Genomic DNA, 13,921 nt, shown 5'->3' with positions numbered 1-13,921 from the left:
AACATTCCTACGTGGCAGCGATGAATGAATAATCCCCGCATTCGAGTTGAAAGCGGGGATTCTATCAGAATCAGACTTTTTTAATATGGAATTTTTTAAGAAACCCTTTGCTTTGCTGCATTCTGAAGTATTCTTTAATCATATAAGCGACGCCCTGTTCATCATTGGAGCGCGTCACCCAATCCGCTTTTTGTTTGACTTTCTGAGGAGCATTGCCCATTGCGACTCCGAGTCCGGCAAGCTCGATCATCGGGAGGTCGTCGATTTCATGGCCGATCGCAACGACATCTTCCATTTTTAGACCGAGGTCGGCGGCGAGCATCGTCAAGCCTGCTTCTTTGGAAACCCCTTTATGGACAATCAGCATTTTTTCCCCCGCTCCAATGATGTCGACGAGAGGAAATGCATTTGTGATCGTCTGCCTGATTTCTTCGGACTGTCCTGTTGAGCAATAAACCTCGATCACCGGTGCGCTGACCGGTTCATCCATCAGCATATCGCTCAGCGAATCGACAAACTGGACGGGATAAAAAATCGGGTCAGACGGGTGAATCATCGTTTTCCCCAGCAGGTTTGAATTCGTTTTTTTCCGGTTTCCAATCGAATATTTTTCATGGAGGATTCTGATATTGCAATCATAGCTTTCCAGTATTTGAACAAGGTTAAATGTCTGTTCTTCGGAAATCCTTTTTTCTAATAAAGGATCGTCGATTTTGTCCGCTATGATGGCTCCGCTGTGCGTAATCAGCTTCGTATCCAGCTTTAAAGATTTGGCGATTTTTTGAGCGGAGCGAAAATGTCTGTTCGTCACAAGCGTAACATATACACCTTTCTTCTTTGCATATTCGATCGCTTCCTTCGTTGCGGGATGAAGCCGTCCGTTTGTCCGAAGCAGCGTTCCGTCTATATTCAGCGCAAGCATTTGTTTTGACACCAGGAGGTCCCCCTTCTTTGATGACTGAATCTGTTATAGAGGATATGTCCCGATCCCTTTTTTTAGAACAGCCCTCTTGATGCACATACTAAAAAAAGCCTGTTTTCACAGACTTTTTACTTCGCATCTTGTGGATACGATCATGATTCTCCCTCATATTCAAAACAGTGAATTCAACGCCCCTTTCGTTCAATTCACCGTATATTGATAACCCCTTTATTTGACCAGCAGACGTGCTTTCAGTCTGTTAATTTCCTCTATACCCCTTATCATTTTGCCGCCAGTCCGTTTTTCATGATCGTATCCCGGCAAAAAAATGAAAGCACTTACATTTAGTATTATCGCAACTATTTCATGAATTGACAAGTCTTTTTTTAAATCTTTATGAACGTTATTTGTTCACTTAGTGAAAAAATCCCCTCTTGCCTTGACAAGGGGGGATTTTTTATCAGCTCTCTGGGTTTCCGTAAAGCTCTTCCAAAGGCTTCATGATGATTTTGTTTAATTCAGCAATCAGCATGCTCATCCGCTGTTCCGCTTCCATCAGCTGCGAGATTTTATCATGCTGCTGGACGAGCGCCACGGATTTTTGCGCTTGTTCGACTTCTTCCTGTGTGATGTCTTCGCCGTTCATCTGTTTTTGCTGAAGGTTCATTTGAATATCGCGAAAGTTATCAAACATCTTTTTAGCAGATGGGTCGCCATTCACCTCATCATAAAGATTTTTCAATCGGGAATATTCATCGCTTTGTCGCAAGGCTTGCCCCAAGTCATAAGCCGAGTCATGTAAATTGACCGTCATCCTGATCCGCTCCTTTCCTGCCTGTATTCTTCTTATGGAATCGGCACCACTCCACTATAACAAACTATGGAGCGTTTTTCACAGTTATACGATAATTCCGTTTGAACAGGCCGTCTTCAGCCTCAGATCAAAATCACAAAGATGGCTTGCACGGCTCCGATAATTCCGCCAAGCAGACCGCCTAAATACGTGATCATTTTGAACTCCCGCTTGGAAATGGACAGCACCATTTCTTCAAGACGTTCAACAGGGAAGTTGTCCACCTGTTCCTTGACGATTTGCTCGAGCTCCAGCTGCTTGAGCACTTGATCCAGGCGGCGGCCCGCCTCTTCGAGAAGCCGGTCGGCGATCTGCGGCAGGCGCAAAGCGATCTCCCGCTCAACACTGGCAATAGAGGAGCCGATCGTTTTTTCGAAAAACGGCTGAAGCGAGAATCGTTTCAAAAGCTTTTCCTTCAAATCGAAAATGAGAGATTTGAGATTCCATTTGTCATCCGCTTCCTTGAACGTATATTCTTTCAGCTTGTCCCATTCGTTTTCAAGCAGATCCGTTAAAAGACGCGCGGTCTCGCCGTTCTTTAAAAACTTCACAATCTCCGGCTGAACGCGGTCAACCAGACTGCTGTTGCCTAAAAACATCTGCACCATGCTGCCGAGCATGCCCCGTTCTTTCAAAAAATCGTCAATCATATGTCCGAGGCGTTCCTTTCCTTCGTCGCTTTCAAAGTAGGTGACAGCCCGGCTTAAAATATAGCCGGACACCATCGGAATTTTTTCTTTCAGCTTTTCTTGAGCCTCAAGAGGGAAAAGCTTTTTCAGCGGTTCATTCTCATACGCCTCTAAAAATGCGGACAGCTTCTCATCCGCCAATCTGGATACCGCTCGATCCGCTTTTTGGGCGGGGTTTGAAATCCCGATGCTTTCCAATGCTTCTTCAACGGTGGCCGTTGATTGCGAGAGGCGGGCCAAAAGCCTCTCTCCAACCTGCACCGCCTGGCTTTTGACCGCATCGGATGCAAGCCTTTTTTTGAGCCCTTCTGTAGTCAGCAGATGGCCTGTGACCATCTGTCCCATCTGTCTCGCCAATTCATCGCGCCTTTTCGGAATTAATCCGGGCGTAAAAGGTACCCGCTTTCCAAATATGTAGATCGCTTTATAGGGGCGAAAAAGCATTTTAATCGCAAAATGATTCGTTACAGCGCCGATAAGTGCACCGACTGCAATCATAACGGCAAAAATTCCAAATACATACATGTTCTTTTCAACTGCCTTCCTTTTTACCTGACATCATAGCTGTACAGCGTGTGTCTTGACGATGATCCTCACCGTCTTGCCTAACGTTATTATAGTAGCTGAATAAAAGACGGGCAAATAACGGAATGGAGCAAGCCGCTTCAAAATACAATGGGTCAGATGGCAATTGTATAAAGGGCGCTCTAAAATTTTTAATCATTTCCAATTTACAAAAGCCTATTTCTGCAATCTCAAGCGTATCATGAAACAGAAGTCTATATATTAAAGTTTGCCCGAAGTTTGACAGTCTCAGCCTGTTAAGCCTTGTTTTTCATGAAGGAGGTATAATCATGATCACGCTTGGATTTATGTCGCTGTCGCACGGACATGAAAAAGCCTATGCCGAAGAACTGGCCAAAGTGGCTTCGGACTACGGAATCCGATTTATCCGGTTCACCCCCCTGGATATTTCCCCCGGTTCCCTGCTTGTGAAAGGGCTCTCCTTTCACCCGAAGTCAGGACAGTGGAATGAAATTGAAAGAGAAATCCCGGAATTGATCTATGACCGCTGCTTTTACGGCAGAGATCAGCAATCGAAAAAAGCAAAACCGATTGTCGAATGGCTCAAAAAGTATCCTAAAACGACATTTTTAGGACTTGGACTTCCTGACAAATGGACGGTTTACAAAGCATTGAAAGCCGATCCCGTCATCAAGTCCTACCTTCCTGCAACAACGATTGCAGAAAATGCCCAGGATATCCTGCGCAAGCTTGCAAAAGAAAAATCATGCATCTTGAAGCCTGCATCCGGATCAGGAGGCCGCGGCATCATTCATCTTGAGCTTACGGGAAAAACGGTAAAGGCAGCCTACCAAACCGGAAAACACAAACAGCTGAAATCATTTTCGAAACAGGCCTCATTTGAAACGTGGTGCCAAAAAGTTCTTCAGCACCGCTATCTGCTGCAATCGTTCCTCGATATTCAAGACAAGGACGGTTTTCCTTGTGATATCAGATTGCTGCTACAGAAAAACGGCTATGGCGAATGGGAAACAGCCGGTAAAACGGTAAGGCGGAGCTATCAGCATGGACTGCTTGCAAACCTGGCCGGTGGCTCTGAGGCGGTGAGCTTTGACAGCTGGCTTTTATCCGTGCCGAAAAAGCGCCAGGCCGTCCTTCTCGATGATTTAGAGACAATGGCGCAGGCCGTTCCCCTGGCGCTTGAATCAAATCACGGGCCATTATTCGAGCTCGGCCTTGATATCTGCCTGACAAAAGACGGAAAAGTCTGGCTGCTGGATGTCAACTCAAAGCCCGGAAAACACGCTTTTATCAAGCACTCTCCTGAAAAAAGGGAGCTTTTGTATAAAGGTCCTTTGGAGTACTGCTCATTCTTAACGGCTTCAGCCGGCGCGAAAGGGGCTGAGAAAAGATGACCGGTCAACCGCTGACGGTCGGCATCCACCAGACGAGTGAAAACACGATGCTCCTGCCCGCTTCTTTCAAACAGGACGGTCTGTTATTCGCCGCTTTCGGTACGAGTGTTGAACGGTGCCATGTCTCATTTGACAGCCATTTGAAGCGCACCGTTTTATTATCCGAAAATCTGTACAAAAACCTGCGGATTCCGTACCGCGGCAAAGCCTCCCTGCTTTTTCGCGACAATACCGTCTATATCGGGCCTTTAATCGGGATTTTCACCGCCGGTTTCACAAAATCGCAGCTGGATCCTGTCAGAGGAAGGTCTTTATTTTTTTCGAAGCTTTTGACGATGGATCTCCCGGCAGGAGGCTACAGCTATCTGTTCGGGGCGCACCAGATTAATTGGGAAGAAGGCACGGTGCAGGCTCTCATTTTCAGGGAAAACGGCTGGGAGGAGGCCATAGTCCCGCTGCCTAATGTTGTATACGACAGACTGCCGAACCGCAAAGCCGAAGAATCCTCCGCCTTGCGGGAAACAAAAAAACGGCTTATGGATGAATACCGCATTCCGTGGTTCAATCCGGGCTTCTTTAATAAATGGGAGATCTATGAATGTCTGCAGCAAGACGAGAGGACAGCGGAATTGCTTCCATTTTCGGCATTGGAGCCCGATGCCGATAAAATCGAAGACATGATCGACCAATACGGCTTCATTTATGTAAAGCCCGCCGGCGGCAGTTTCGGCAAAGGCATATTCCAGCTTTCAAAACGGGAAGAAAACGGTATTCTTGCCAGACATGCCGAAGGCGTCACATCTTTTTCGTCCGCTGCTGAATGTTTAAAAGAATGGCAGATGCTTCACAAACATACTTCTTATCTTGCCCAGCAAGGCATCGAACGGATCGAAGTGGATCATCACCCGGCAGATTTCAGGGTTCATACAAACAAAAACGGAAAAGGTCAATGGACCGTCACAGCCATCGCGGCCAAAATCGCTGGAAAGGACGGAATTACAACCCATATGTCGAGCGGCGGCGCCGTGAAAACACTTGCAGAGATTTATGATGATCCTCAGGAAAGGCTTCACACTCTGCAAAAGCTGACAAAAGCGGCGGTCCTTCTCAGCCGGGTCCTTGACGAAAAGCTTGACGGTTTCATCGGAGAAATCGGCTTTGACCTGGGATTGGACCGTTCGGGAAAGGTGTGGCTGTTTGAAGCCAACTCCCGGCCCGGCCGAGGAATCTTCTCCCATCCCCGTCTGGCATCTGTCAGCCGCTTAACGAAGAAAAGAAGCTTTGAATATGCTTCTTATTTAACCGAACAGTCAATCCTTAATCCGGAGGACATGTGGCATGACCTCAAGCCGTGAAGAATCTGCTTCTTCACGGTATTTTTTTGAAAATCTCCATTTGAAAAGAATCTATGATCTTTTCTGTGAATGAGATACAATGATAACAAATCAACGTTTAGTCTGCTCGCTGGATTTTGCCCACCTGAAATCAATGAAGGAGCGTGGCGTTAATGATTTCTCACTTTCAATGGAAGCCGCTGTTTAAAAAAGAAAGGCTTCCCGGCTGGAAAATATCGTTTTATCATAAAGGGATTCATTATGAAGGAATTTATCATAAATCGGGGGAAATCGAGTGGGGCAGCACCTATCCCCCGCATGATGACGAGCCTTCCCTGAAAAGCGAAATTCATGAATTAATGCTCTTCCATATTTACGAGTAAAGAAAAGGACGTTGACGTATGCTGGAGAAATTAAAGACGCTTTACGGTGAACGGATGGTTGGATCTAAGGCTGTTTCAAAGCACGATGCATTATGGTTTCAAACCGACGAAGGCGAAACTTTCGGCGTTTTGAAAAGCGCGGTCACCGACCGGGAAAAAGAGCTGCTCTATTGCCTATTCCGGCCTTTTTCAGAACCGCATCGTCCGCAGCAGCTGACAAAGCGGGAGAAAGAATGGCACGAATATTTCTTTTGCGATGCCCCCCTCCAAAACCCGGGAAACATTCAGCTGATTCAAGGCCATTTTTTTAAAATGGAGCATGCCCCTGAAGAAAGACAGGCGATTAAAGAAGCGGTCAGCGGCTTTTTTAAAGACCCGCTTGTTGTATGGTACGACCGGCATGAAGCCGTTATCGTCCACGAAAATCCTTCACCGTTTCTCGCAAAAAAAGAGCTGTCCGAGCTTGCGGATGCACTGACAAGCGATTTCATGGCAACTCCTGTGTTTTTCAGCGGCCAGCTTCATCCAGTCAACGGATCGCTTCAAGGCAAAATCCGCTTTGAAAAACAAATGTTTCATTACATGCTGGAAGCGGGTGACATCGGAAACGTCGCCACGTTTTGCCAGTGCCTCCCGTCTTTTTTGACGGCAAAACCGGAGCGGGTTCATGCTTCTTCATTTTCGGACGCCGTAAGAGAAGCGCTGTCTGATCCCGAGACATCCCTGACCATCAAAACGTATATGAGATGCAACCTGAATGCCTCTCTTACAGCCAAACGTTTGTTTATCCACCGAAACAGCCTGCAGTACAGAATTGATAAATTTATCGAACGGACTGCAATTGACATCAGACAGTTTGAAGAAGCAGCCGCTGTTTATTTGATGATGCATCTCCTTTAGCGGCTTCAGCAATATGCACGAAAAGAAATTGTGCACCATGTCCATTTACACCGCCCTGCCGTTTTTTATAAACTTAAATCAGTTAAAGCGCTTACATAAAAGAGGGGGAGAAAAAATGGCGGAACTCGTGCTCGATCGGATATACAAAGTGTATGACAACAAAGTTACGGCTGTGGATAATTTTAATCTTCATATCGAGGATAAGGAATTTATCGTCTTTGTCGGACCGTCAGGCTGCGGCAAGTCGACAACGCTCAGAATGATCGCAGGCCTTGAGGAAATTACGGATGGCGAATTCACAATCGACGGCAAACGGATGAATGATGTCGCTCCTAAAGACCGCGACATTGCGATGGTATTCCAAAACTATGCCCTGTATCCGCACATGAACGTCTATGACAATATGGCTTTCGGCTTGAAGCTGCGGAAGTTTCCGAAGGATGAAATCAAACGGCGTGTCCATGAAGCGGCCAAAATTCTGGGCCTTGAACAATATTTGGATAGAAAGCCAAAAGCGCTTTCCGGCGGACAGCGCCAGCGCGTCGCCTTAGGCCGGGCAATTGTTCGGGATGCAAAGGTGTTCTTGATGGATGAGCCGCTATCAAACCTTGATGCCAAATTGCGCGTACAAATGCGCGCGGAAATCACAAAGCTTCATCAGCGTCTGCAGACGACGACCATCTATGTCACCCACGACCAGACGGAAGCGATGACGATGGCTACGCGGCTCGTCGTCATGAAAGACGGAATCATCCAGCAGGTCGGGGCGCCGAAGGAAGTCTACGAAAATCCGGAAAACGTGTTTGTCGGCGGCTTTATCGGGTCTCCTGCAATGAACTTCTTTACCGGCACTCTGAAAGAAGACATGTTTACATTCGACGGCGTTTCGGTTCGCGTGCCGGAAGGAAAAATGAAAGTTCTGCGCGGCCAGGGTTATGTCGGCAAGGAAATCATCATGGGAATCAGGCCTGAAGATATCCATGATGAACCTGTTTTCATTGAAGCGTCAAAAGACTCGAAAGTCGATGCGAAAATTGAGGTAGCCGAGCTGATGGGCGCGGAAACGATGCTTTATTCGCAGGCCGGCACTCAGCCGTTTATCGCCAGAGTCGATTCAAGGACCGACGTTCAGGCCGGCGATACGATTCCACTGGCGCTTGACATGAATAAAGCTCACTTTTTTGATAAAGAAACGGAGCTCCGCATCCGCTCTGAAGGATAACACAGTTTCAAACATGACCGAAGCATGCTGCGGCTCTCTATGCAGCTATGCTTCGGTCGTTTCAATTTCAACGGTTTCTTCATAAGTGCAGTCTTGGCACGTATATAAATGAACGCACGCGGTTTGCGTTTGTTTAAATGAATCGAACTCCATGTACGGACTGTAAGGACCGAAAAAATCGGTTGCTCTCCCGGCGTCCGCCATTTCCCCGCCGCACTTCGGACAATGCCTCGTCTGGACGAGAATCCCGTTGCACACTGGACACATCATCTTCTTCATCCTCCTGGCTTTTTTCCTTAGCTTGCCCCAATCATAACCTTTTCGTCTTTCAACATTTACCAGATTGAAACGCGCATTTATTTTATTGAATCCACCATAATACGTAGTACAAACCAACATTGGGCTTTAGCCGAGAAGGCAGCGGTTTTCTATCGGTGGAAGCCGTCAGCTGGTGCAACTCCAGTCAGCCCAACCATACCATTTTTATAAAGGAGTTTGATGACAAATGGCTAATCAAAATTCTTCAAATCAACTGCTTGTCCCAGGAGCAGCGCAAGCGATCGAACAAATGAAATTCGAAATCGCTTCTGAGTTCGGCGTAAACCTTGGCGCTGACACGACTTCCCGTGCAAACGGTTCTGTCGGCGGAGAAATTACAAAACGTTTAGTTTCCCAAGCTCAAGCATCTATGGGCGGTCAACAATTTTAAACAACTTCATATTCATGGATAACAGAAGGTGCATATACTGCACCTTCTTTAGCTTTTCGGCAAACCTTCTCATTCATTACCATCACGGGGGCCTCCCCTCTGGCATATCTTGTGAAAGCCCGCACCCGCTTCTCCTTTTTTCATATGCTGGTATAAAGGAGGGGTCGGCATGCAGCTGATGTTGAGCATCAATTGGGAATTGATTCAATTTGTCGGGATTTCTCTATTGAATGAGTATGTCTCAAATGTCCGTCCTTATCATGGAACCTTTTGTTTACGCGGGGCTTTTTCTTCCGGACGATCTGACGTATGATAGATCCGATGGGAGTGATCATGTTGAAGATTGCGCTTTTTGGAGGTACAGGCCGTGTCGGACAGGCCTTTCTCAATTTTGTTGAAGAGGATGGGCACCATTCCGTTAACGCACTTGTCCGGAGGACGGAAGGCGCCCGCATTCCGGATTTATGCCAAGCACATATAGGAAACGCCAGGAACCGGCATGACGTCGAGTCTTTAATAAAAGATTGCGATATCGTTGTCAGCTGTTTAAACACAGATGGAGACGATACATTGACCGTCTCCATCGAACACATCATAAACGCCATGAACGTACATCGGATCAAACGGCTGATTACCATCGGAACCGCCGGCATTTTAAACGCAAGGCAGAACCCGGCCCTTTACCGCTTTGAAACAAACGAATCAAAACGGCGCTCTACGCGCGCAGCTCAAGAACATGCCCGTGTGTACGAACGGCTCCGCGAATCTGATCTGGATTGGACGATCGTCTGCCCGACGTATCTCCCCGATGGGCCGGCATTGAAGACATACCGTTTTGAACAGGATGTTCTGCCGCCCGGCGGAAGAGAAATATCCACCGGCGACACCGCCCATTTTCTTTTTACACAGCTAGAGTCTGACCAGTTTGTCAAGGCGAGGGTGGGGCTCGCTTATTAAGGCCGGGTGAAGATCCGGCTTACCCTATCAGGGTTCCTTTCCCCTTTTGCAGTTCATACATTTGATAGTATTGGCCTTTTTGCTTCATCAGCTCTTCATGATTTCCCCTTTCGATAATCCGGCCTTTTTCAAGCACCAGAATCTGGTCGGCGTTTTTGATCGTTGACAGCCTGTGGGCGATGATAAAGGTTGTGCGCCCTTGTTTGACGACGTCAAGCGCTTTTTGAATGACCGCTTCTGTTTCGGTATCGATATGGGCCGTCGCCTCGTCTAAAATAAGAATAGCCGGATCGTATGCCAGCGCACGGGCAAACGAGATCAGCTGCCTTTCTCCTGAAGAAAGGGTGCTTCCTTTTTCGATGACCGGCTCGTCAAGGCCTTTCGGCAGACGGGCGAGCACCTCAAGAGCCCCGACCTGTTTCAAGGCGTCTTCTATTTGCTCTCTAGTAATATCAGCATTGTCAAGGCTGACATTTGAAGCAATCGTGCCGGAAAATAAGTAAGGATCCTGGAGAACGATGCCCATATGCTTTCTGATTTCCTGCCTTGACATATCATATATGCTTCTGCCGTCGATTTTGACATCGCCCTTTTCAATATCGTAAAAGCGGAAAAGAACATTCATGATTGAGCTTTTGCCTGAGCCCGTATGCCCGACCAATGCAACGGTCTCCCCTTGCTTCGCTTCAAAAGAGATGTTTTTCAGCACATCTTCACCGTCATGATAGCGAAATGATACATCCTCAAACACGACTCGCCCCCGCGCTCTTTCGCTGCTCGGCTCTTTGACATCGACGCCCGGCTCATCCAGCAGGCGGAAAACCCGCTCCGATGATACGCGCGCCAATTCAAGCTTGGCAAACTGGTTGACGATGCCCGTAATCGGCTGAAATAAACGATTCAAGTAATCGACGAATGCATAGAGTACGCCGATTGAAATCATTCCTTCCGCGTTCAGGGCAGCTCCCCCGAAATACCATATTAGAGCGGTGAACATCACATTTCTCAGAATGTTGACCAAGTTGTGGGACATAAGCGAGTTTAATTTCAGCATTTTATTTTGGTAATGAAAGTGGCTGTCATTCAGCTGTTCAAATTCTTCTTTTGTGTCCTGTCCGCGCCGGAATGCCTGAATAATCGTCATGCCTTGAATCGATTCATTCATTTTGGCGTTGATCTCGCTGTTGATTGACCTAAGTTTATGATTGTAGCCTGAAGCGAATTTTCGATAAACAGCAGCCCAAATGACAATCAGGGGCACAATCAACAGACAGACGCCGGCCAGCCTGACATCAAGGAAAAACAGTGCGGCGAATATTCCGGCCATATAAATGATATTTGTAACAAACGTCGAAAGAACGGTCACATACAGATCGCGGATCGCTTCGGTATCATTCGTTACCCTTGCAACGATTTTTCCTGCCGGCAAATTATCAAAATAGCGGATAGGAAGCCTTTGAATGTTGGCGAATACATCCTGTCTCATCTTTTGAATGATGCGGTTTGCGCTCATCTGCAAGAGGTAGAATTGGCCGTAATGGAAAAAGATCGAGAAAATGAGAAGGCCGAAATAAATAGAAACGAGCGAGATCAGCCCTCCTATTTCAGGCTCGTAAAAAGCATACACTTCAGACAAAGACAGGCGATCGGCCTTGTAGGTTTCCGTCCGGTCTCCGCTCGTCATTCTCAGCTCTCCCCCGGAAACCGTCCGCTCCCCGTCAAAGGAAACCGGTTTCCCCACAAAGTAGTAGTTCATACCGACTTGAAAGATGTGAACTTCCTGCAGCTTTTCAGCTGAAGGGTCTGTCCTGTCTTCCCTGATATATTCCTTTCCTTTGTAGGAAACAGTATATTTCGAGTTCTCTGTCGTTTCATACCACGTTTTTTCAATTCCGAGAATATGATCGTCGATCATCTTTTTGGCGATCATCGGCCCAGTCAGCTCGGCTGTGACGGCGATCGTCAGCATGACGAGCGCCCAGATGAGAATTTTTTTATAAAGAAGCGCATATTGGAAAAGCCTTTTTCCTGTTGTCATGCTACAGTGCCCCCTTCTTCTCCCGAAGGAAGCTGCTGTGCTTCATATTGTTCAAAATACCAGCCTTTCCGGCCGATCAGTTCTTGATGCGTCCCTCTCTCAACGATCCTTCCATCCTCCATGACGAGAATGAAATCGGCGTGTTCGACAGCCGACATCCGGTGTGATGTAATAAACGTCGTTTTGCCTTTCCGTCTGCTGCGGATGTTTTCAATAATCGCCGCTTCCGTTTTCGCGTCGACAGCGGACAGCGAATCATCCAAAATTAAAATATGGGGCTCCGCAATCATCGCTCTCGCAATTGAAATCCGCTGTTTCTGCCCCCCGGATAAAGCGACTCCCTTCTCTCCGACCATTGTCTCCAAGCCGTCTGAAAGCATCTCAATATCCTTTTTCAGATGTGCTGCAGAGATGACGGCGTGCAAATCGCGTTCTTCAGCGAGGTGTCCGCCGAACAAAATATTGTCTTTCACTGATTTTGAAAACAGCACGTGGTCCTGTGGCACATACCCGATCCAGCTGCGGAGCTGATCAAGCGGCAGACGTTCAATGGGCACGCCCGAAATGGTGATCGTTCCTTTTCCTTGCGGATACTGCCTCAGCAGCTGCTTGACTAATGTCGTTTTGCCGCTCCCCGTCTTTCCGACGATTCCGACCGTCTGTCCTTCTAATACGGTAAATGAAATATCGGCCAGGTTTTCCGACGCAGAGCTCGGATACGTAAAAGTGACCCCGTCAAACACAATATCGCCCGGCTCCGCTGCTTCGGGTTCAGCGGGCTCTCTCACATCAGGCTCATATGCCAATGTTTCATTTACCCTGTCAAGCGAAGCATTTCCCCTCTGCATGACATTGATCAGCTCTCCGATCGCAAACATCGGCCAGATCAGCATGCCGAGGTACACGTTGAAAGAGACGAGTTCACCCAATGTCAGCTGGCTGCGGAAAACAAGATAGGCGCCGTAGCCAAGACCGATTAAATAGCTGATCCCGACCAAAAGCTTCACCGTCGGTTCAAACAGCGAATCGATCAAAGCGACTTTCATATTTTTCTTGTACACATCAGCCGTCATGCTGTTGAACCGGCTGACATCATTTTTCTCCTGTACATAGGCCCGGATCACCCTTACCCCTGACACGGACTCGAGCACTTGATCATTTAAAGCGCCAAACGCATCCTGCGCTTCCGTGAAACGCTCATGAATTTTTTTCCCGTAGATGCTGATGGCGGCGGCCATCAGCGGAAGCGGAATGATCGAAGCAAGCGTCAGTTTCCAGCTGATCAAAAAACCCATCGTTAAAAGGATCGTCAGCATATACATCGTCGAATCGACCAGTGTCAAAATGCCGAAGCCCGCCGTCATGGAAATTGCTTTTAAATCATTTGTCGCCCTCGCCATCAAATCCCCTGTGCGGTTCTTCTCGTAAAAAGACGGCGTCATTTTCAGCAAATGGCCCATCAGCTTGGATCTGAGAATTTTTTCGACCAGGTTCGCTCCCCCAAACAGCTGATACATCCAATAATAGGACAGGGTATAAACAACTGCGCCAAGCGCAAGAAATAAACCGATATAGCCGAGCATGCCGGCCTTGGAAAAAGTGCCCGCCTGCATATCGTCAATCGCGTTGCCAAGCAGCTTCGGCGGAAACATTTCCAATACGTTTACAATAATCAATAGGACGACCGCTATCGTGTAGCGCCGCCATGAGGCTTTAAAAAACCAGCCCAGCTTCCATAAAACAGAAAACATCGATATCCTCTCCTTTTTTAGCCGCCTTCAAGTTTTTCCTTACAATCTTTGATTTCGTTTTTTCTGATACTCGGCATAAAAAATTCCTCCTTATGTGCGGTTGATTTATTGGAAAAACATGCTGCTCCGCATCGGAAACAGGATGTTTTTTCTCCGAAAAAAAAGGCACACTGTGTACCAGCATGCCTTTTTTAATATAAAAAGGCGCATGTACGCTTGTTCA

At 47.3% G+C, this 13,921-nt stretch carries 14 protein-coding genes; 8 read left to right on the top strand and 6 right to left on the bottom strand.

From position 1 onward, the window contains the following. Positions 1-70: 70 nt before the first annotated feature. The 3 genes from MKY62_RS05270 to MKY62_RS05260 form a co-directional block, all read right to left on the bottom strand. On the bottom strand, positions 71-934 hold the full coding sequence (locus MKY62_RS05270; protein WP_016886434.1) for a Cof-type HAD-IIB family hydrolase: 864 nt from the start codon (positions 932-934) through the stop codon (positions 71-73). 448 nt (positions 935-1,382) lie between these two features. After that, positions 1,383-1,736, bottom strand: a complete 354-nt coding sequence (locus MKY62_RS05265) for a YlbF family regulator (protein WP_016886435.1) — start codon at positions 1,734-1,736, stop codon at positions 1,383-1,385. Positions 1,737-1,858: 122 nt separating this feature from the next. Next, complete coding sequence (locus MKY62_RS05260) at positions 1,859-2,989, bottom strand: DUF445 family protein (RefSeq protein ID WP_016886436.1); 1,131 nt, start codon at positions 2,987-2,989, stop codon at positions 1,859-1,861. Between the two features lie 329 nt (positions 2,990-3,318). Between MKY62_RS05260 and MKY62_RS05255 the strand changes: the two genes are divergently transcribed. The 5 genes from MKY62_RS05255 (at position 3,319) to ugpC (ending at position 8,243) form a co-directional block, all read left to right on the top strand. Next, on the top strand, positions 3,319-4,404 hold the full coding sequence (locus MKY62_RS05255; RefSeq protein ID WP_003180207.1) for a YheC/YheD family protein: 1,086 nt from the start codon (positions 3,319-3,321) through the stop codon (positions 4,402-4,404). Continuing rightward, positions 4,401-5,759, top strand: a complete 1,359-nt coding sequence (locus MKY62_RS05250) for a YheC/YheD family protein (protein ID WP_003180205.1) — start codon at positions 4,401-4,403, stop codon at positions 5,757-5,759. Before MKY62_RS05255 ends, MKY62_RS05250 begins: the two co-directional genes overlap by 4 nt. Before the next feature lie 143 nt (positions 5,760-5,902). Next, positions 5,903-6,121, top strand: a complete 219-nt coding sequence (locus tag MKY62_RS05245; RefSeq protein WP_170865385.1) for a YheE family protein — start codon at positions 5,903-5,905, stop codon at positions 6,119-6,121. A gap of 18 nt (positions 6,122-6,139) precedes the next feature. Further along, positions 6,140-7,021 (top strand): helix-turn-helix domain-containing protein, encoded by an 882-nt coding sequence (locus MKY62_RS05240; RefSeq protein ID WP_003180200.1) that lies wholly within the window; start codon positions 6,140-6,142, stop codon positions 7,019-7,021. 115 nt (positions 7,022-7,136) lie between these two features. Continuing rightward, the gene (gene ugpC / locus MKY62_RS05235) at positions 7,137-8,243 is read left to right on the top strand and encodes a sn-glycerol-3-phosphate ABC transporter ATP-binding protein UgpC (RefSeq protein WP_003180198.1); all 1,107 of its coding nucleotides are present in this window, start codon (positions 7,137-7,139) and stop codon (positions 8,241-8,243) included. Between the two features lie 45 nt (positions 8,244-8,288). On the opposite strand, the gene MKY62_RS05230 is transcribed toward ugpC, so the two are convergent. Then, a complete protein-coding gene (locus MKY62_RS05230) occupies positions 8,289-8,513 on the bottom strand; it encodes a hypothetical protein (protein ID WP_003180197.1) in 225 nt (74 codons plus the stop codon). Between the two features lie 235 nt (positions 8,514-8,748). Between MKY62_RS05230 and MKY62_RS05225 the strand changes: the two genes are divergently transcribed. From MKY62_RS05225 to MKY62_RS05215, 3 genes are all read left to right on the top strand, one after another. Next, positions 8,749-8,952, top strand: a complete 204-nt coding sequence (locus MKY62_RS05225) for an alpha/beta-type small acid-soluble spore protein (RefSeq protein ID WP_003180196.1) — start codon at positions 8,749-8,751, stop codon at positions 8,950-8,952. A 169-nt stretch (positions 8,953-9,121) separates the two neighbouring features. Continuing rightward, entirely contained in the window at positions 9,122-9,265 is a 144-nt protein-coding gene (locus MKY62_RS05220; RefSeq protein ID WP_003180193.1) for a hypothetical protein, read from the top strand. Between the two features lie 20 nt (positions 9,266-9,285). Further along, positions 9,286-9,909 (top strand): NAD(P)H-binding protein, encoded by a 624-nt coding sequence (locus MKY62_RS05215; protein WP_011201600.1) that lies wholly within the window; start codon positions 9,286-9,288, stop codon positions 9,907-9,909. 19 nt (positions 9,910-9,928) lie between these two features. On the opposite strand, the gene MKY62_RS05210 is transcribed toward MKY62_RS05215, so the two are convergent. After that, the gene (locus MKY62_RS05210) at positions 9,929-11,947 is read right to left on the bottom strand and encodes an ABC transporter ATP-binding protein (protein ID WP_009328964.1); all 2,019 of its coding nucleotides are present in this window, start codon (positions 11,945-11,947) and stop codon (positions 9,929-9,931) included. Next, positions 11,944-13,698, bottom strand: a complete 1,755-nt coding sequence (locus MKY62_RS05205; protein ID WP_003180187.1) for an ABC transporter transmembrane domain-containing protein — start codon at positions 13,696-13,698, stop codon at positions 11,944-11,946. The genes MKY62_RS05210 and MKY62_RS05205 overlap by 4 nt, the downstream gene beginning before the upstream one ends. Between the last annotated feature and the right edge of the window lie 223 nt (positions 13,699-13,921).

Source organism: Bacillus sp. FSL R7-0646, from assembly GCF_037969865.1.
Taxonomy (GTDB): domain Bacteria; phylum Bacillota; class Bacilli; order Bacillales; family Bacillaceae; genus Bacillus; species Bacillus licheniformis.
This window is presented reverse-complemented; position numbering and strand designations above follow the sequence as displayed.